This window comes from Enterococcus sp. AZ011, from assembly GCF_050548355.1.
GTDB lineage: Bacteria > Bacillota > Bacilli > Lactobacillales > Enterococcaceae > Enterococcus > Enterococcus faecalis.
On record NZ_CP172959.1, the window covers coordinates 2,414,660 to 2,434,885 of the forward strand.

The 20,226-nt window shown below is 32.8% G+C and carries 17 protein-coding genes; 1 reads left to right on the top strand and 16 read right to left on the bottom strand.

Annotated features, from left to right (window positions below; genetic code table 11):
* Positions 1 to 78: 78 nt before the first annotated feature.
* The 13 genes from IGL36_RS11695 to IGL36_RS11755 form a co-directional block, all read right to left on the bottom strand.
* On the bottom strand, positions 79 to 5,757 hold the full coding sequence (locus tag IGL36_RS11695; protein WP_430598921.1) for an isopeptide-forming domain-containing fimbrial protein: 5,679 nt from the start codon (positions 5,755 to 5,757) through the stop codon (positions 79 to 81).
* A gap of 59 nt (positions 5,758 to 5,816) precedes the next feature.
* Positions 5,817 to 6,203: a hypothetical protein gene (locus tag IGL36_RS11700; RefSeq protein WP_142477160.1), complete on the bottom strand. Its 387-nt coding sequence runs from the start codon at positions 6,201 to 6,203 to the stop codon at positions 5,817 to 5,819.
* The gene (locus IGL36_RS11705) at positions 6,200 to 7,624 is read right to left on the bottom strand and encodes a helix-turn-helix domain-containing protein (protein WP_142477162.1); all 1,425 of its coding nucleotides are present in this window, start codon (positions 7,622 to 7,624) and stop codon (positions 6,200 to 6,202) included. The genes IGL36_RS11700 and IGL36_RS11705 overlap by 4 nt, the downstream gene beginning before the upstream one ends.
* Positions 7,625 to 8,431: 807 nt before the next feature.
* The gene (locus tag IGL36_RS11710) at positions 8,432 to 9,022 is read right to left on the bottom strand and encodes an ATP-binding cassette domain-containing protein (RefSeq protein WP_002365260.1); all 591 of its coding nucleotides are present in this window, start codon (positions 9,020 to 9,022) and stop codon (positions 8,432 to 8,434) included.
* Entirely contained in the window at positions 9,009 to 9,689 is a 681-nt protein-coding gene (locus tag IGL36_RS11715; RefSeq protein ID WP_002365261.1) for a hypothetical protein, read from the bottom strand. Before IGL36_RS11715 ends, IGL36_RS11710 begins: the two co-directional genes overlap by 14 nt.
* A gap of 12 nt (positions 9,690 to 9,701) precedes the next feature.
* The gene (locus IGL36_RS11720) at positions 9,702 to 10,745 is read right to left on the bottom strand and encodes a YcaO-like family protein (protein WP_010711509.1); all 1,044 of its coding nucleotides are present in this window, start codon (positions 10,743 to 10,745) and stop codon (positions 9,702 to 9,704) included.
* Positions 10,746 to 10,762: 17 nt separating this feature from the next.
* Positions 10,763 to 11,740 carry a hypothetical protein gene (locus IGL36_RS11725; protein WP_002399541.1) on the bottom strand — a complete coding sequence of 326 codons (978 nt, stop codon included), beginning with the start codon at positions 11,738 to 11,740 and terminating at the stop codon, positions 10,763 to 10,765.
* Complete coding sequence (locus IGL36_RS11730) at positions 11,724 to 12,380, bottom strand: hypothetical protein (protein WP_085443165.1); 657 nt, start codon at positions 12,378 to 12,380, stop codon at positions 11,724 to 11,726. Before IGL36_RS11730 ends, IGL36_RS11725 begins: the two co-directional genes overlap by 17 nt.
* Positions 12,373 to 13,203: an McbB family protein gene (locus tag IGL36_RS11735; RefSeq protein WP_002365265.1), complete on the bottom strand. Its 831-nt coding sequence runs from the start codon at positions 13,201 to 13,203 to the stop codon at positions 12,373 to 12,375. The genes IGL36_RS11730 and IGL36_RS11735 overlap by 8 nt, the downstream gene beginning before the upstream one ends.
* Positions 13,204 to 13,267: 64 nt before the next feature.
* Positions 13,268 to 13,468: a hypothetical protein gene (locus IGL36_RS11740; RefSeq protein WP_002365266.1), complete on the bottom strand. Its 201-nt coding sequence runs from the start codon at positions 13,466 to 13,468 to the stop codon at positions 13,268 to 13,270.
* A gap of 694 nt (positions 13,469 to 14,162) precedes the next feature.
* The gene (locus IGL36_RS11745; RefSeq protein WP_002355107.1) at positions 14,163 to 15,476 is read right to left on the bottom strand and encodes an NCS2 family permease; all 1,314 of its coding nucleotides are present in this window, start codon (positions 15,474 to 15,476) and stop codon (positions 14,163 to 14,165) included.
* Between the two features lie 180 nt (positions 15,477 to 15,656).
* Positions 15,657 to 16,394: an SDR family oxidoreductase gene (locus IGL36_RS11750; protein WP_002359155.1), complete on the bottom strand. Its 738-nt coding sequence runs from the start codon at positions 16,392 to 16,394 to the stop codon at positions 15,657 to 15,659.
* On the bottom strand, positions 16,394 to 16,975 hold the full coding sequence (locus IGL36_RS11755; protein ID WP_002355105.1) for a DapH/DapD/GlmU-related protein: 582 nt from the start codon (positions 16,973 to 16,975) through the stop codon (positions 16,394 to 16,396). The genes IGL36_RS11750 and IGL36_RS11755 overlap by 1 nt, the downstream gene beginning before the upstream one ends.
* Before the next feature lie 107 nt (positions 16,976 to 17,082).
* Here IGL36_RS11755 and IGL36_RS11760 point away from each other — a divergent pair, with 107 nt between their 5' ends.
* A complete protein-coding gene (locus IGL36_RS11760; RefSeq protein ID WP_002365269.1) occupies positions 17,083 to 17,967 on the top strand; it encodes a LysR family transcriptional regulator in 885 nt (294 codons plus the stop codon).
* A gap of 19 nt (positions 17,968 to 17,986) precedes the next feature.
* Here IGL36_RS11760 and rbsU read toward each other — a convergent pair whose 3' ends face one another.
* The 3 genes from rbsU to rbsK are packed head-to-tail and all read right to left on the bottom strand — an operon-like array spanning position 17,987 to position 20,223.
* A complete protein-coding gene (rbsU, locus tag IGL36_RS11765) occupies positions 17,987 to 18,874 on the bottom strand; it encodes a ribose/proton symporter RbsU (protein WP_002355103.1) in 888 nt (295 codons plus the stop codon).
* 20 nt (positions 18,875 to 18,894) lie between these two features.
* Positions 18,895 to 19,290: a D-ribose pyranase gene (gene rbsD / locus IGL36_RS11770; RefSeq protein WP_002355102.1), complete on the bottom strand. Its 396-nt coding sequence runs from the start codon at positions 19,288 to 19,290 to the stop codon at positions 18,895 to 18,897.
* 15 nt (positions 19,291 to 19,305) lie between these two features.
* On the bottom strand, positions 19,306 to 20,223 hold the full coding sequence (rbsK, locus tag IGL36_RS11775) for a ribokinase (protein ID WP_002397614.1): 918 nt from the start codon (positions 20,221 to 20,223) through the stop codon (positions 19,306 to 19,308).
* Between the last annotated feature and the right edge of the window lie 3 nt (positions 20,224 to 20,226).

Sequence of the window (20,226 nt, forward strand, 5' to 3'; positions counted from 1 at the left end):
AACCTACCCTTAATAAGCATTAGAACAGCTTGTATACTATCAAGTAATGCAAACTGTTCTAACTATACTACAAATTAACTATTCGATTCGTCTTTTTTTAAGAATATAATATACTGTAAGGATTATTAAAATACCTGTCCCTACAACGAGTAATATATTACTTAGCATTTGATTTTCTCCAGTATGTGGGAAAATACCTTTTGAAGGAGTAAGATTACCTTTATCATTTTGATTGCTTGGAGTATTAGTTTTTTCTGGAGGCGTCCCTTTTGATGGAACTATTGTAGGTATTTCTGAATGCTTTTTATCTCCTTCATTACCAAAGTTTAAATCTGCTTGGTTTGGTATTCCACCATCTTTGATATATGGAGCCAACTCTTCATCCGTTACACTACCTTTGATTTTTGTGGTAATTGTCATGGTATACGTATGACCTGCTAAATAAGTATAGCTATCATCTTTTTTATTAATTTCAAAAACAACTTCGTTGTTTTCTGTACTTAATGTACCGTTCCCAGTCACATCTTTACCATTTTCATCTACTACTGTAACTTCCACAATGTCTAATAAATTATTTACTGAGTCTGTAATGGAAGCTTGTTTCCAATTCATAGTATTGGTTCCAAAAGAAACAGTAATATTCCAATTAAATTTCTGTTTATTATTCTTTAGTACTAACTTCTGTACACCTTCTATATTCTTATGAATAGTAGGTTCGATAGGTACTTTTGTTTCCGCTGGTGGAGTTGGTGGTACGTTTGGATCATCTGTTTCTGCCACATTCGCAATCGTTTGACCTTCTGCTGCTTTGATTGTTTTTACTTTAAACGTAATTGTGACACTTTCCCCAGCTTTAATTGTTTGTTTTACATTTAATACATTGTCTTTCCAGACATCATTATCTTCTACTTTTTCACCATTTACGGTTGTTGTTCCACTTACCAAGTTCACATATTCCGTCGGAATTTTATCGGTGATTGTGCCATTTTCCCAATCGCCATTCCCACTATTTTTCGCTGTGATTGTATAGGTGATTTCTTCGCCTACTTTGGCGTTAGCTTTGTCAGCTGTTTTTGTTAACTCTACTTTTGGTACTTTTGTTTCCGCTGGTGGAGTTGGTGGTACGTTTGGATCATCTGTTTCTGCCACGTTCGCAATCGTTTGACCTTCTGCTGCTTTGATTGTTTTTACTTTAAACGTAATTGTGACACTTTCTCCAGCTTTAATTGTTTGTTTTACATTTAATACATTGTCTTTCCAGACATCATTATCTTCTACTTTTTCACCATTTACGGTTGTTGTTCCACTTACCAAGTTCACATATTCCGTCGGAATTTTATCGGTGATTGTACCATTTTCCCAATCGCCATTCCCACTATTTTTCGCTGTGATTGTATAGGTGATTTCTTCGCCTACTTTGGCGTTAGCTTTGTCAGCTGTTTTTGTTAACTCTACTTTTGGTACTTTTGTTTCCGCTGGTGGAGTTGGTGGTACGTTTGGATCATCTGTTTCTGCCACGTTCGCAATCGTTTGACCTTCTGCTGCTTTGATTGTTTTTACTTTAAACGTAATTGTGACACTTTCTCCAGCTTTAATTGTTTGTTTTACATTTAATACATTGTCTTTCCAGACATTATTATCTTCTACTTTTTCACCATTTACGGTTGTTGTTCCACTTACCAAGTTCACATATTCCGTCGGAATTTTATCGGTGATTGTACCATTTTCCCAATCGCCATTCCCACTATTTTTCGCTGTGATTGTATAGGTGATTTCTTCGCCTACTTTGGCGTTAGCTTTGTCAGCTGTTTTTGTTAACTCTACTTTTGGTACTTTTGTTTCCGCTGGTGGAGTTGGTGGTACGTTTGGATCATCTGTTTCTGCCACATTCGCAATCGTTTGACCTTCTGCTGCTTTGATTGTTTTTACTTTAAACGTAATTGTGACACTTTCTCCAGCTTTAATTGTTTGTTTTACATTTAATACATTGTCTTTCCAGACATTATTATCTTCTACTTTTTCACCATTTACGGTTGTTGTTCCACTTATCAAGTTCACATATTCCGTCGGAATTTTATCGGTGATTGTACCATTTTCCCAATCGCCATTCCCACTATTTTTCGCTGTGATTGTATAGGTGATTTCTTCGCCTACTTTGGCGTTAGCTTTGTCAGCTGTTTTTGTTAACTCTACTTTTGGTACTTTTGTTTCCGCTGGTGGAGTTGGTGGTACGTTTGGATCATCTGTTTCTGCCACATTCGCAATCGTTTGACCTTCTGCTGCTTTGATTGTTTTTACTTTAAACGTAATTGTGACACTTTCTCCAGCTTTAATTGTTTGTTTTACATTTAATACATTGTCTTTCCAGACATTATTATCTTCTACTTTTTCACCATTTACGGTTGTTGTTCCACTTACCAAGTTCACATATTCCGTCGGAATTTTATCGGTGATTGTACCATTTTCCCAATCGCCATTCCCACTATTTTTCGCTGTGATTGTATAGGTGATTTCTTCGCCTACTTTGGCGTTAGCTTTGTCAGCTGTTTTTGTTAACTCTACTTTTGGTACTTTTGTTTCCGCTGGTGGAGTTGGTGGTACGTTTGGATCATCTGTTTCTGCCACATTCGCAATCGTTTGACCTTCTGCTGCTTTGATTGTTTTTACTTTAAACGTAATTGTGACACTTTCTCCAGCTTTAATTGTTTGTTTTACATTTAATACATTGTCTTTCCAGACATTATTATCTTCTACTTTTTCACCATTTACGGTTGTTGTTCCACTTACCAAGTTCACATATTCCGTCGGAATTTTATCGGTGATTGTACCATTTTCCCAATCGCCATTCCCACTATTTTTCGCTGTGATTGTATAGGTGATTTCTTCGCCTACTTTGGCGTTAGCTTTGTCAGCTGTTTTTGTTAACTCTACTTTTGGTACTTTTGTTTCCGCTGGTGGAGTTGGTGGTACGTTTGGATCATCTGTTTCTGCCACATTCGCAATCGTTTGACCTTCTGCTGCTTTGATTGTTTTTACTTTAAACGTAATTGTGACACTTTCTCCAGCTTTAATTGTTTGTTTTACATTTAATACATTGTCTTTCCAGACATTATTATCTTCTACTTTTTCACCATTTACGGTTGTTGTTCCACTTATCAAGTTCACATATTCCGTCGGAATTTTATCGGTGATTGTACCATTTTCCCAATCGCCATTCCCACTATTTTTCGCTGTGATTGTATAGGTGATTTCTTCGCCTACTTTGGCGTTAGCTTTGTCAGCTGTTTTTGTTAACTCTACTTTTGGTACTTTTGTTTCCGCTGGTGGAGTTGGTGGTACGTTTGGATCATCTGTTTCTGCCACATTCGCAATCGTTTGACCTTCTGCTGCTTTGATTGTTTTTACTTTAAACGTAATTGTGACACTTTCTCCAGCTTTAATTGTTTGTTTTACATTTAATACATTGTCTTTCCAGACATTATTATCTTCTACTTTTCCACCATTTACGGTTGTTGTTCCACTTACCAAGTTCACATATTCCGTCGGAATTTTATCGGTGATTGTACCATTTTCCCAATCGCCATTCCCACTATTTTTCGCTGTGATTGTATAGGTGATTTCTTCGCCTACTTTGGCGTTAGCTTTGTCAGCTGTTTTTGTTAACTCTACTTTTGGTACTTTTGTTTCCGCTGGTGGAGTTGGTGGTACGTTTGGATCATCTGTTTCTGCCACGTTCGCAATCGTTTGACCTTCTGCTGCTTTGATTATTTTTACTTTAAACGTAATTGTGACACTTTCTCCAGCTTTAATTGTTTGTTTTACATTTAATACATTGTCTTTCCAGACATCATTATCTTCTACTTTTTCACCATTTACGGTTGTTGTTCCACTTACCAAATTCACATATTCCATCGGAATTTTATCGGTGATCGTGCCATTCCAATTACCCTCACCACTATTTTTCGCTGTAATTGTATATGTTAGTTCATCGCCTACTTTAGCAGTTTCTTTATCTACTGATTTTTTTACTTCTACTTTTGGTAGAAGTTTTCTGTAGAAATATGTTACTTCTTGGGCTGTTTGAGTAAAGGAACCTTCTGTTTTTTTATCTACTTTTACAAACTCATACTGGTCAATATCTTTTTGTTCGCTTTTCCAAGAATCTCCTAATTTACCTGTTAATAGTTCCGAATCTGCTATCTCTTCATTTGTATCAATGTCCTTATAGAAAACAGTAACCGGTGCTACTGGTAATTGATTAAATGATACTAGGTTATATTCTGTACTTGATCCTGTTGATCCTGTAAAGCCAAACCTAACCAGTTTTCCGCCAAACGTTTGATTTAAATCACTTACATGATAATTTGTAGGATTAAATCCTTCTAACTCGTAAGTAATTATTTGATTAGCAGAATCCCAATGAACTTTGAAGTTTTTCCATTTGTTTCCAAATACTGGGTTGGTATCTGTCCCATACTGCACATTGTTATGTGTCATTTGCCCAAAATTACCACCATGTCCAGTATCAATACCTGAAGCACTAGCATAATCTGAACTGACATCTTTATTGGTTTCTAAAACGGCGATATGCCCATTGTAATTTACTTTTTGTAAATTTTGCGTTTGGCCATCGCCTATAACATCAATACCTAATTCAGAACCGCTCCCATTGTAATAAGTATCCATCTCGAAAGCTAAAGCATTTTTTATCTTGGCTTCGCTCGAAGTGCCATACGTACCAATTCCCCATCCTGTTTGTCCATATGCTTTATTTTCATTTGAATCATTTTGAAGAACAAAATTTAAACCGTCTCCATGTTTCTCTGGATTGATAGGATTATACATATACACATAGGCAGACATATCAAAATCATTTGTTAAGTCAATAACAGTATTAGCCCACATTACGCCAAACTGTCCAGTGCTATTAGGATTTATAGTTACAGACTGAGGATAATCATCATTCACAGAGGCCGCATTACTAGCATTCCCTAAATTGGGTACATTAAAATAATCTAATATGTTGGTACTAGAAGCAGGGGGTGTAGGAATATTAGCATCTATATTTGATCTACTTTCAATGACTCTTTTTATTTTGGATTCTTCTTTATCCTGTAGTTCTTTTTTCACAGAAGTGGATTCCGTAGAATCTACATTAGAATTATTTTCCACTTCATTTTTTTGCTCTTTATTTAAACTATTAATATCTAATGAATTACTAGATTCACTATTTGTAGAACTTTGCTGGGCAGATTCTCCGTCTTCTTCATTCTTTTGTGTTTCTTCTTGTTGTTTATTATTTTCTGAACTTGTAGTTGTTGTAATTATTACTGGTTTAGACATATAGGTTTGACTATCTTGCCTTATAACCTGTGCGTACATGCGTGCTTGGTTGTTTTCCACTGTATCACTTGTAACCAATATCAGATTTGTCCGTTTGATATTTTGTTCTTTATTTTTGAATGCAATTTTTACTTGATTTGTATCTTCATTATAATTTACAATACTTGCATCACCTAATTGCAAATTAGTTTCTGTTAGATTTAACTTTGTCGATTCTGGTAAAGTTACTATTGCCTCTTCATCTTCTTTATTTTCATCAACAAAAGTAATAGTTTCTTCTTTTCCTTGTTCTAAAGTAATTTCTGATATTTTAGTATTATCTTTTTCAAAATAAATATCTTCGACAATAGACTCTTGATTGCTAATTGTTTCAGCAAATGCAGTAACTCCAGCAATGTTTTGCCCGACTACCATTATTAATGTGCCTACTATTGACAAACTCTTTTTCCAGTTCATATAATGTATCCTTTCATTTAATAAATTCTCTCTGCTTTAGATCCATAAAGCATTGTTCCAGAAAGATTAAATAAAACTTTTCCTAAAATACTTTCTTCTGAATCTTTTTCAATTAAGTACGGCGGATTTTCTAAAATAGTTATCATTTTATCAACATCATCAAACCTATTCTTCTTTTTTTTCTTTTCTATTTCAATATTTTTCTTTTCCTTTTTTATTTGTACTTCTGGTTTTTCAGAAGTTTTCTTTTGATTATCACCAAAATGTAGTTCTGCTTGATTATCTATCACCTGAGCAACTTGTATGAGTTCATTACTAATGAACTCTTGAAAAGTATCGGTCGATATATTTAATAACATTAATGGAGCTACTAGTTGATAACTAAATAGAAAATATTTACTCATGTTTCACCTCCTTTCAATTTGACAATTAGATCACCAAACAATTTCCATTCATTTGGCCCAGGTGGATTTTTCCAAATTACTTGCCGACATCTTATACCCTCTAAAACAAAATCGGATATATAAATTTGCGTTTCATTTGTAATTTTATGCTCAAAAACTATGTTCAAATTTTTAAATGACCTTATACTATTTTGGATAAATTCGTTATAAAATTTTCCATGAGAAAAGTCCACACATACATAAATCACTTCTTCTATAAAATTTGCTGGAACTATAGTAGTTAATAGAAATAAATAATCATAATATACTTTCACTTTTTCTTCTTTATCTTCAAATAATTTTTCTAATGAACTCTGACCTAAATAAGTACGTACAATTGAATCACATTTAAAATATATTTCTTGAAAATAACTTTTTTGATTCTCGAATACAAAGGTTGCCTCTTTAAAGTGAAAATACAACCACTTCTGATTAATTCTAAATATTTCTTTTCTTATTTTTTCTTTAATTTTAATGTCTAAAATAACAACTTTTTCTAACTCCTTTACAAAGTTTCCACTAATATCTAATGCTTCTTTATTATCTTTAAAATTTATCTTCCATTGTAGATCATTAATCAAGTTCTCTGTGTAACAAAAAAAGAATATATTTTGTATTTCGTTTTGGGTATCTAGGTTAGATTTATTTTTACTGCTACCGTATAACTTAAAATAAGGATACAAATCCAACTCAGGAACATCTAATACAGATTCATCTAGAAAAAAGTTTTTTTCTTTTCGTATAAAGGAAATACCAATAAAAAGTTCAAGTCGATATTCTTGTACTTTTGTAGGATAAATATTTTTATTTACTAATAGTAAATTTTTGAAGCTATTAATTCTTTTATTTAATTTTTGAGAGAAAGGCTTAGTTATTCCGCAATAAAAATCATTAAATAGCGAGAAAAAAAAGGAGCGTACCTTTAGCTCTCGTCCTACTATTTTCAAATTTTTAACTTTAAGTCCATAAATTTTTAAATTATCTTTCAAGATTTTTAATTCATTGTAAATAGAAGCTCGGCTAACATATAATTTAGTAGCTAATGATTCCGCACTTTGATTGCTACCAACTAACATTTCATATAATAATTGATACTGCTTGCTCTGCTCCAAATAATACAATCGTAATTTTTTAGTTACTAAGTTATTAAAACCTTGTGCTCTTATTTCTCCTGAAGTATCTACAACTATGCTGATTTGTAAGTTTAACAATTCACTATCTTCTTCAATATCTTTTAAAAATCTATCTATTTTATATTTTGAAACTCCTAATGCCTCCATCAATTGCGCTTGAGAAAAAAATGTATTTTGTTTCAACTCAAGCAACTTTACAATATAATATTTGTATCTTTGATCTTCATCTAAAAAAACATTAAAGTTCATAGCACAGCTCCATTTCTACTCAACCAATATTAGTTTAATTAATCAGTCTTTTCTATAGAAAATAATCGTTTTTTTCTATATATTTTTCAAACACAAAAAATTTTTTAGACTAAGTTAATTTATTGTAATGTCATGCTTACAATACTTCAAATTTTCAATACTAAATACCTTTAAAAATGTCTATTATTTTTTTATTCACGCAAAAAAACGTAGAATGATAGTAAGTATTTCATTCACATGATCAAATTTTTTTTTGCTATAATTATTTGGTAGAAGTTCATAACTTCTATTACAATCTATCTGATATAAAAACTAGCGGAAACTAGTTTTTATGTCTTCTTTATATTATTATGTACAAGCGAAAATTCATTTACTAAATAAAAAAGGAACAGTTATCTATTAACAATGTAGTGCGCCCCCAAAGTTAGATTTTTTAGTCTAACTTTGGGGGCGCACTATGCAATGACTGTTCCTTTTTTTATTATTTTTATTCAACTCCAATATAGAAATTAAAATTAAGATTCCTATTATTTTAATAGAGACTTGACCTCCACAGTTTGCTTGCTTTAATAAAAAGCAAGCACCACTAACGCAAAAGCTAGAAATCATTACTTTTTGAACTTAATTACTTTGCAAAAAAAACATTGCAAATCAACCAGTACTATCTATACTTTCAAAAAAACTACTATACAAAAACATAATTATTTTATATTTACTATAATTTAAACTACAGTCTGAGCTTATTATAATTCATTTTTTTATCGTACAACATTAAATATTCTAAAATGATGACACTACTTCTTACAGTTATATTTCAAAAACCTTGCTAACTGATTGTAATACTACTTCATCTTCTTCATGAGTAGTTAAGATAATACCCTTATCTTCTGATATTTTAATATCTATAATCTTATATAACATTTTTTTTCTTTTCTTATCTACAAAAGCAAACGGTTCATCTAAAATATACCATTCTCTTTCTAAAGACATCAAAATAAGAGCATAAAGGAACTTTTTTTCCCCTCCTGAAAGCATTCCCCATTGTTTTTTAAGCAACTTATCAATATCTTCACGCTTAAGAATTTTATCGCTTAATTGATAAAAAGATTGAATACTTTTTTTTCCGTCCAAACCATAACTAAATTTCAGAAAGTCCATTCCTGATAAACGATCAGAAAAATATATGTTTTGATTAATATATATGATACTTTCATTTCCTTTAATTACAGTTCTTTTTGCCTTTTTTACTCCTGAAATGTAATCTAATAGTAAGGTTTTTCCGTTACCATTATCACCAGTAAATAAATTATACTCTTTTAAAATATTCATACTTATTTTTTTATCTACATAAGGAATATTTAAATCCTTTATTTCGATCATAGCTTTACCTTCTTTCATTTGAAATCGGTTCAAATTTAACTATAGAATACATACTAATAAAAACTAAAAATATTGAAAAAGTAACATATTTGAAGACATCCATATTTTTATGTTCAATTAAAACATTAGATAAAATTGACAGAGGGTTATATTTATTTAACTCTATATTCGTATTTAACAATATAAATAAACCAAAAATTAGCATTGTAAATATTGAATTTATAGTATTAGCATGCACTTTTTTTATTAGAGTTAAATTGTAACTAAAAAATGCAACTGGTAAACACGCTATAATAGTAATAAAGCTATATAAAAAAAGACGGAGAAACGATAATGGTAGTAAAATAACCACAATCAAATTAAGTAAGTTTACACTGATAAAGCTAAACATAATTTGCGTTAATAGATTGCCTAAAAAAAATGCCCAAGGTGAATTATTTATTGAAAAAATTGTTTTTAAGCTTCCATATTCCTTTAATTGTAATGCGTAAACTCCTACTCCATAAACATAGGAACAAACAACAATATATACCCACCAATATGCCAATTCCCATTCATTTGTTACACTTCTATAATTCATAAAAAAAGTAATTACAGGTAAGGCTATTGACCACAATAAAGGAATTTTATCTTTCAGTAACATTTTAATATTAAACAATGCATATGATTTAACTGAGATAAACATTTTCACTCCTCCTTACGGAAATGGTAACAGTTCTGAAAAATTTTTTCTTTTTAATTTTAATATATTCTCTACATTTAATATTATTTCTTTCGAAAAATTTCTTGGTGCCATGTTGGGGAACCACTTTGGGTCAAATACCTTCACTACTTTCACATTCTTAGCATGATTATTTTCAAACATTGTAATATACGGATACATATTAAGAGAATTACTTATATTTTTGATAGTAAATGTATGACTAACTTTTTCTATTTTCTCTTCATTATTCAGAATAATAAATTCACTACCTTCAAGATATGCATATAAATCTTTAACTTCTTTCGAGCTCAATCTATCAAAATAGTCATGATAAATGTCCTTATTGTCAATTACTAATCCAGAGCCTTGACTAACTTTTCCTTCTTTATATTTTGAATGCGATGTAGCAAAATATTGTAATATTTCTTTTTGTGATTTTATTACTGCTTTTCTTGCTGATTGACTAGTTCCCAAACCCACTGCTTTGTATTTTTCACCATACCCAACGGCAAGTACCACGTAAAGGTTCTTACTTAAAGATATATTATAATATTTGACATTGTCTAAATAATTAGTCAAATATCTGTCTATTTTTTTTATTTCTTCTATCTTATCTATATTTAATTGCTGAGCCTTAGTATGAAACAAGAAGTTAGTAATATAGCTCTGTCTTTCAAAGAATTCTTTATACGCTGTCCATATTAATGGCTTTGATTTTTTATGCGAGGCCATACCAGAAGAATCAACAAAACTATTCTTAAACAAAATCATATCAAGATTAACTTGTTTAATGCTTCCATCAATTAAATTCGTAGCAATAACCGTATGCTCTTTTGGTGAATTTTCGTTGATGAGTGTTTCTCGCTCCAAATACTCTCCTAAAGTTGAAAGAATATGCTGCCTTTTATTCTTTAAATCAACCTCATAGGCTTTGATAGGTCTTTTAGAATATTTTTCTATATATACGTTATAGTGATGTGACATAAATAAATCCTCATTTAAAACAAAATTCACCTTATTTCTTAAAAAACCTTTCAAAAGTATTCTCCTTTCTATCATTGGATAGGACAATCAATAGAATAATCAATTAAATATCTCTTAATAATCTCTTTATCTTTTTGTCTTTCAATGTTTATCTTAATTGGTACAGAATTTAGTAACTGTTTGGATATACATTTTATTGTTTTAACTCCTCTATTTATGTCATCTCCAATTACGGAGATCTCAACATGGTTAATCCAATCAGCAGTTTCAATGTATTTCGTAGCTTGTATAGAATCTTTTGTAATAACCTTGTATGTTTCATCCATAAACTTTACTTTTTTTAAAATTTGTTTATGCAATTTATCAGAAAATTTATTTGCTTTTGCTAAGGGATTATTAAAAGTTTGCCACTCTATTCCCTTAGCTTCTTTCAAGGCTAAAATTAGAGATTGTTCCATAGTAATACTACAACATACACCTGAGGTTAGTAATTTCCCTTCTAAAAACCCCATCACGATCACTGTTGAATAATTACTAAGTTCACGAACTACATAAATTTTAAACATATTTGAAATAAAATTATAATCATTAATTAAGTCATGAATTTCTTTATCTTGTTTTAACTTTTCCCCTTTCAAACCATACCAAAAACAAAACACTTCATTTTTCTCAATCAATTCTGTTAGTGCCTTTTGGATTATTACTTCTGAAAGTTTTCCAGATGAAGTTCCTGTCGTATCATTAAATCCGAACTCATGATTTCCATATCCAAATTCTGAATATTTTCTGCTACTTACAATATTTTTTTCTAAATTTACAGAAGAAATAGTTTTATTTGTACTTAATGGTATCCCTAAGAAAAGTCTTTCTAAATATTCATTATAACTTTTAATAAGTGATAACTGTTTATTTTCGTCAACTGAGAAAGCACTACCTGCTGTCGTTCCTTGCTTAATCTTGACACGTGAAAAATTCACATATCCAATATTTATATTTGATAAAAACATATCACTTTTCACACCGTAGGAACTTTTATTCGTGAATATCATTAGTTAACACCTCTAAAATTAAAGCTTCCATTAACAAACATTTTCTCAAGTTTATACCTAATCCATTTGTCAGTTGTTGCTCTGGTACTAGCATTTCGTTTATTATTATGTTTTTTTCTTTACTAATCGCTAATTGACTGCTTTTAGAAACATAACCAATTTCTTTTATACCATTTGTGTACGCCTTTTTTTTATATAAACAAATTGCATCCTCTATGTTTAAAAAAAAAGCTAATACCAGTTTATCATTTACTATTTCTCTAATCTTAGTTACATCAGTTTCATATAGAATCAAAAAATTATTTTTAAAATCAAAAGAATAACAACCAGTATTTACATTCCCTATTTTTTTTGTTATGGCTAGTATTGGCATACTAACTTTATATATAAAGGAAGCATAATTTTTTTGTAAATCACTAACTAACGTTTTTATAAAGACAGGTAACTCATCAAAAGAATATACTGCTAACCTAATATCCGAGTATTTCACATTATAAAGACCTAAAACATCGCTCAATTCATCTAAATTATTCTCTTCTACTTGTTTATTCACTACCCTTTGTTGATATTTTAACGTATCAATTAAATATGCTTCATCTAATAGTACATTCCTATATTCATTCCAATAATAATCACTCATAGCAATCACAATACCCCCAATGATAAGCAATATCTTTTGTAACTAAATGATTATTTAAATCAATAGATAAAACTTCATCTAAGTCACATTTCATTAAATCGCTATCCAAATTCCTCATTATGGTATAAACTATCGTAAAATAATCATCCTTTTGCAACGGGTATTCTATAGCAAAATTTTGTGATTTTGTATAAAGTAAATCTATAATTGTCTGAAAATTAGCTGTATCAGAAGTTATTTCTCCTCTTAATTGGCTTTCTAGTTCAGAAAAAAAACATATTGGACATGGATTGTACCATTCCCTTTTATAGAAATTCGAAAAATAAATATGATGATTATAGCTAAAAATTATTTTAATGACTACATTCTTTTCCTTGGCTATATTTACAATATTTTCATATTCTTTAAAATTGAAAGCCTTTAAAAATACTATAAGCAATTTACCATCCATATTTTTAGACTCTAAGTGGGAAATACTACTCTGATGACTAATTGTAAATTTTTCGGAAAACACGTAATCGAATAATTCAGAAAATTCAGAATCATCGGTATATACCAAAACCTCATTAACCTTATTATTTTCTATATCTAGCTTTTTAATTAATTTATTTTCTTCTAAAAAGACCAGTACATTATTAATCATGTTGCTCCTAAAATAATTAGATAATAGAGATTCCTCAAAATTTATTACTTCATTTTTTTCTAAATCTTTTAACATTCTAACTAAATTTTTATTAGTAATAATTATCGAAGATAGTTTTGTTTGAAAGAATGTTTCTTTTTCACTAAGATCATGCCATATAAAAGGGTTTACTTTATACATTTTTTCACTCCTTTTTAATTGATTATGTAAAGAGGTAAGTGCGTCCACTTACCTTATGAAGTTTCTATTCTTCTAATCCTGTGGCACCCCCACAACAACAGCAGCAACAACAACAACAGCCACCGCCGCCGCCTCCACCACCGCCTCCACCTTTAGAGACAGTAATGTTCTCAACGACAGAACCATACCCAAACCCATATAATTCAGTCTCTTCATTAATTGCATTTGGGGTTTTTTGCGACACTAAAACTTCTTCAACATTCATTTTAATACACCTCCGTTATAATTTTATCAATATTGATGAAATTATTTTACCACTATCCAATCAATTTTCAAGCAAAAACTCATCTTATTCTAATTAAAAAACGTATTTTTATACTGAAAAATCTAAAAATCTTTGATTAGACAACAAAAACAAAAAAATTAATAACAAAACAACTATCATTAATTTTTCTATTTTTATATCAATGAAAATTCTAACAAAAATAATTTTTAAAATATTTATTTTATCACATTAAAATTATAATATACAATGCATATTCGCATATTTTCGGATTTTACCTCTTTAATAACAATTGTGAATAACTAGTTTTATGAATTGATACTTACTATAAGGAAAGCATATTGTTTAATAACAAAACATATTTAAGTATTTAAAAAGCAACAACCGCTAACACAAGAGCTAACAATCATTGCTTTTTGAACTTATTTACTGTACGAAAAAAGACATTAAAAACCAGTATTCTCAATACATTTCAGCAGAAACTACTACCTGAAATCATAATTTCTGTATACTTCACTCAATTAATTCCTCTCTGTTCCTGTATCTTCACAGGTCAATGTCTTTGCAAATTATACATCAAATAAGGGGCGTTTTTCTAGTGCTTAGTCGAAAAAAAATAGTTGATTCATAAGTTCATTGTCTTATGAATCAACTATTTGATAACTTTCTCTCTTGCTTATTGCGCATTCAGGATCCACATGAATCCGACAAAAACAAAGAACAAGCCATACATAATTGGCGAAACTTCTTTCCCACGTTTTGCCGCAATCATTGTAATTGGATAGAAGATAAAGCCTAAGGCAATCCCATCTGAAATGCTGTATGTCAATGGCATTCCTAACAAGATTAAGAAGGAAGGAATCGCAATTTCCATCTCGTTCCATTTAATTTTGCTTAAGGATTGTGCCATCAAAACACCAACAATAATCAACGCTGGTGCTGTAACTTGCGAAGTGACAACTGCTAACAAAGGAGAAAATAGCAAACTGAAAATAAATAAAATCCCGGTTGTAATAGCTGTGATTCCTGAACGACCACCCACAGCAATCCCCGCAGATGATTCGACATATGCGCCAACTGGCGATGTCCCTAATAGAGAACCAGCTAACATCGCTGTTGAATCAGCGGCTAAAGCTTTCCCCACACGCGGCATTTTATTGTCCTTCATAAAACCTGCTTGATTGGCTAAGCCCACCAACGTACCAGCCGTATCAAAGAATGTTACTAATAGGAACGTTAAAACCACGACCCACATTTGAATCGTATTGATATCTTTCACATGTCCTAACGCCACTAAAAATGTTGGTTCTAAACTTGGCGCGCTTGAAATAATCTTATCAGGCATTGGAATAACGCCTGTCGCTAAACCAACAATCGTTGAAATCGCCATCCCAATAAAAATACCACCCGGTACTCGACGAACTAACAAAATTGCAGTTACGACTAAGCCGACAATGGTAACCCACGTTGAACCAACATTCAAAGGTCCTAAGCCAACGAGTGTCGCATCATTAGCCACAATTAAGCCACCTTGGCTTAAACCAAGAAAAGCAATAAACAACCCGATCCCACCTGAAATGGCAAATTTCAAGTCTGCAGGAATTGCATCAATAATTAGCTCGCGTAATTTAAAAATTGTAATTAAAATAAATATCAATGAAGCCACAAAAACGCCTGCTAATGTCGTTTGCCAAGGAATCCCCATACCAACAGAGACTGAATAAGCAAAGAATGCATTAATTCCTAAAGCTGGTGCTGTCGCAATCGGATATTTCGCCAACACACCCATTAAAATACAACCTAAGGCACTCGCTAAAGCGGTGGCAGTAAAAACAGCGCCTTCGTCCATGCCAGAAGCACCAAGTACGGTTGGATTAACGAACAAAATATACGCCATTGAGATAAATGTGGTGAAACCAGCTAACATTTCTCGTTTCATATTCGTATTCAATTGTTCAAGTTCAAAATATGAACTTATTTTTTCTTTCATGTTCCGTCCTCCTAAAATCTAAACATTTTACAATGTTCGTAAAATATTCAATTTATTAATGAAACAACGTGTTTAATCATATAATAAACCAACAAATAAGTAAATATCAAATTCTAAATTCTGTAAAAAACGAACAATCACGATTAAAAAAAGTATTCCTTTCTAGGAATACTTTTTAAATTAAATCGTTTGTGTGGTCGGGCGAACAACCATTTCACTGATTGACATACGATCTGGCGTGTCTATGGCAAAGACCACTGCTTGCGCAATGTCTTCCGCCTTTAAGCCCCAACTTAACTGTTCTAGATGTAACGTTTCAGCTACTACTCGATTAGAAATTGTTTGATAAAGTTCTGTTTGTACAGCACCTGGTGAAATAATCGTTGATTTAATGTTATTCTCTCTTTGTTCTTGTCGCAATCCTTCCATAATTGCTCGAACAGCAAACTTTGTTCCACAGTAGACAGCCGAATCTGGATAAACGACATGTCCTGCCACAGAATCAGTAGCAATAATCTGCCCTGATTTTTGTTCAACCATAATTGGAAGAACTGCCGCAATGCCATTTAAAACACCCATAATATTAATATCTAGCATTTGACGCCATTCTCCTTTTGGTGCTTCAATAAGAGGCGCCGTTGGCATAACTCCTGCATTGTTAAAAAGAACATCAATTCGTCCATATTTTTCCATTGTAAGCTTGATTACACGCTGAACTTCCTCTTCTTTCGTTACATCTGCTTGTTGCACGAGAATCGTTGCTTCAGGAAGTTCTTTTTTTATAGCAATTAAACGTTCTTGTCGACGTGCTGCAATGACTAACTTCGCTCCTTTTCTGGCGAGTAAACGGGCTGTTGCCTCACCGATTCCACTGGAAGCGCCCATGATAACAATAACTTTTTCTGATAATGATTTCATTATATTTCCTCCTTATCTTCCTGAATCCAACGAATAATTTTAGCTGGTGTTCCTGCAACAATAGCGTTAGCTGGCACATCTTTAGTTACAGTCGCATTAGCTGCTACGATAGCATTTTCACCAATCGTAATACCTGGTAAAACAGTGACACCCGCGCCTAACCACGCAAATTTTTTAATGGTAATCGGTGCTAGCAATACACCTCGCCGTTTCATTGGCAGTTCCGGATGATTGACACTTAAGAGATTAACGCGCGGACCAATTAAAACATTGTCTTCAATTATAATGCCCCCTAAATCAACAAACATAGCTGCCCGATTAATAAAAATATTTTTACCAAAATGTATATTGCGTCCAAAATCTGTATAAAAAGGCAATAAAATCGTAACGGTTTCGTCAATTTTGTCTTGGATAATCGTGGCAAGAAGATTCCTTACTTCATTATGTGTATAGGCTTGTTGATTTAATTCTATTAAATAGCGACTATTTTCCTCTTGAATCTGATGAATAAGTTGAAATAGTGGTTCATCTTTATCAATGCTACCTGTTGCAATTAGTTCTTGGAGATTTTTTGTAAGCATTCCTAATCGCCTCCTTTTGCTAAATTTATCGTAATACGTGACAACTCCTCTGTCTAATACTTATAATAAATAGATAAGTATGCGTTTTAGTTATAGGAGGGAAAGTAATGGAATTACGAGTGATTCACTATTTCTTAGCAGTGGTCCAAGAAAAAACGATTAGTGGCGCAGCCAAACAATTGCATGTATCACAACCAACATTATCTAAGCAATTAAAAGAATTAGAGGAAGAATTAGGCGTGACATTATTTATACGAGGAAATCGACAAATACAACTAACACCTGAAGGAGAATATTTAGCTAAACAAGGGCAAGATATTTTAAGCTTAGCGAATAAAACAGTCACCAACTTGTCGCAAAATGAATTCATTAATGGCGAAATCACGATTGGTGGCGGCGAAACAAAAGCTATGTCTTTTTTAGCGAATGCACTACAACAAATAACAAGCCAGCACTCAGCTGATATTCACCTTCATTTATACAGTGGGAATGCAGATGATGTAATAGAACGGCTAGACAAAGGATTATTAGATTTTGGTTTAATTATTGAGCCTGCACCTAAACAAAAATATAGCTATTTAACATTACCAATTGTAGATACATGGGGCTTAATTACTGTAAAGGACCATCCCTTAGCCACTAAAAATGTTATTACTGCAGCCGATTTAAAAGAAGAACCTTTATTTATTTCTCGACAAGCACAAGTTCCGAGCCAACTCTCTGATTGGCTCGAAGCAAGTCTAGATCAGTTCCGAATCGTTGGGACCTACAACTTACTTTACAACGCTTCACTGATGGTAGAAGCTGGGCTAGGTAGCGCCCTAAGCATTGATGGTATTCTAGAAACAAAGCAAACAAATTTACGTTTTATCCCGCTATATCCTGCTTTAACAGCCAAAATTAGTTTAATTTGGCGCAAAAATACGGTTCTTTCCACAGCTGCTGCATTATTTTTAGAACAAATAAAAAAAAGTATTCAACGCCCTGAATAATAGGTCGTTGAATACTTTTTTAAATCATCACTGTGATCGTAGCTGCTGCCAAAATCAAAACTAAGCCGATAATCGTTACGGTCATTTCCTTGGCTGTTTTCTTTTGACCTAAGAACCAAATACCTGTCAACGTTGCAAGCACAACTGATGTTTGGGATAGAATAAAGCCCGTTGCCAAGCCGTTCATATCTGGCTGCGCTGAAATTAAATAAGTTAACGCTGCAAAGGCGAAGAAAAAGCCTGAAAAAATTTGTTTGTAAGAAACAGCTTCTATAAATGGGGATGTTTCCCCACCCTTAATAGTGACAACTGCTGAGTAAATAACTGCCACAATTACCATGCCTATTGCTTGTGGTAAAAAGGCATGCATGCCATCAATTGCCGTCGCTTGTGGTGCTGCAGAGTACGCCCAATAGCCGATTTCACCAACGGCTAATAGAAGAACTGCTTTTTTCATAATCCCAGCACTCTCAGCGGACTCCGTTTCCGACCAGACCGTCATTTTGGCACCAATCATGATTAGCACTAAGGCAAATGCGCCTAACAATTTAGCTGTCGCACCTGGCCAGTTTCCTAAGAAAAAGACACCCCAGAGAGAAGCACCTAAAAGTTGGAACGCGGTCGTTACTGGCATGGCACGTGATGAACCAATCATCGTGAAGCATTTAAACGTAATGATTTGCGCACAGGCCCAACCGACACCAGATAAAATTGAAAAGAATAAATCCATGCCCGCTGGAAAAGCCAAACCATTAATCATTGAAAAAATAGCGGCAAAAATTAATGTTCCTAAACTGGTACCAAGAATTTGATTCACTGGACGACCACCAATTTTGGAAGCGATTGTTGGGAAAAGCCCCCAACCTAAAAGCGGTCCTAAACCGATTAATAATGCAGTCGCATTCATCTTTATTTCCCCTCTCTCGTTTAAAAGACAACGTTACTTTCTAATAAAATATTTGCGTAAGGAGTCATTTCCCCCGTCCGAATAAATGCATGGCAGTTGTTTAATTCTTGTTTCATTTCTGTATGAGGAATAAAACTGATGGGAGTTTCTGGTAAACGAGTTTTAATTGCTGTCAACATGTCAGGATTTTCTGTTTTAATTTCTTCTGCTAAATAAATTCGTTGAACTGCCAATTCCTCAAGGACATTGTTTAAAACTTCCATAAAACTAGGGACGCCATTGGTAACTGCTAAATCAATTTTTTCTGTAGTCCGAGGCACTGGCATGCCTGCATCACCAATACTTAATTTATCAAAATGACCCATTTGTGCGATGACGCGGGAAATATCTGAATTAATAACTTTTGTTTTTTTCATGTCGCTCGCTCCTTTTTATTTGTCTACCAATTCGTGTTGATAAGGAATCGAAGGTTGGGCTCCAAAACGTTGAACAGTCAACGAGGACGCCTTGTTTCCATAACGAATAGCTTCTTCCAAATTGCTAAAATCTTTTTCTAATATACTACTTAATGCGCCAATAAAAGTATCGCCAGCAGCCGTTGTATCAACCGCTTTCACTTTAAAAGCAGGCACAATACCACTTCGTCCATTGACGTCATAAAAGGCTCCTTTACTACCTACTGTAATAATTACTGCTTCAATCCCTAATTGATGAAGTGCTTCTGCGGCTTTACGCATACTCGCTTCATCTGTGATTTTAATGCCTGTTAAAATTTCGGTTTCTGTTTCATTTGGTACAATCATATCTGTCACGTTTAGTAATTCTTCAGGAACTTGTTCTAACGCAGGTGCGGGATTTAAAATCGTTTTGACGCCTGCTTTTTTAGCAATTTTAAACGCTGCAATCGTACTATCAATCGCACTTTCAAATTGGGCAATCACAAAATCACTTTTTTCAATAATTTCTTGATGTTCCTGGACTTGTTTTGGCGTAAAGGCGTTATTGGCTCCTGCGTAAATCATAATGCTATTTTCACCAGCGTTATCTACCATAATAAAGGCTTGGCCAGTAGCTGTTTTCTCTAAAGTGGTGACCCCAGTTAAATTAATTTCATCTTGACTCATTAAATCAGTCATCATAGCTCCAGCGCCATCATTTCCCACAGCACCAATAAAATATGTTTCTGCGCCTGAACGTTTCGCTGCAACTGCTTGGTTTGCTCCTTTACCACCACCTGCTGTAAAATGTTCAATGGCGTGAATTGTTTCGCCTGGTTTTGGCATTTCTTTGACTCTTAATGTTGTGTCTAAATTGATACTTCCGATAATTGTAACCGCGTTCATTTTCATCCA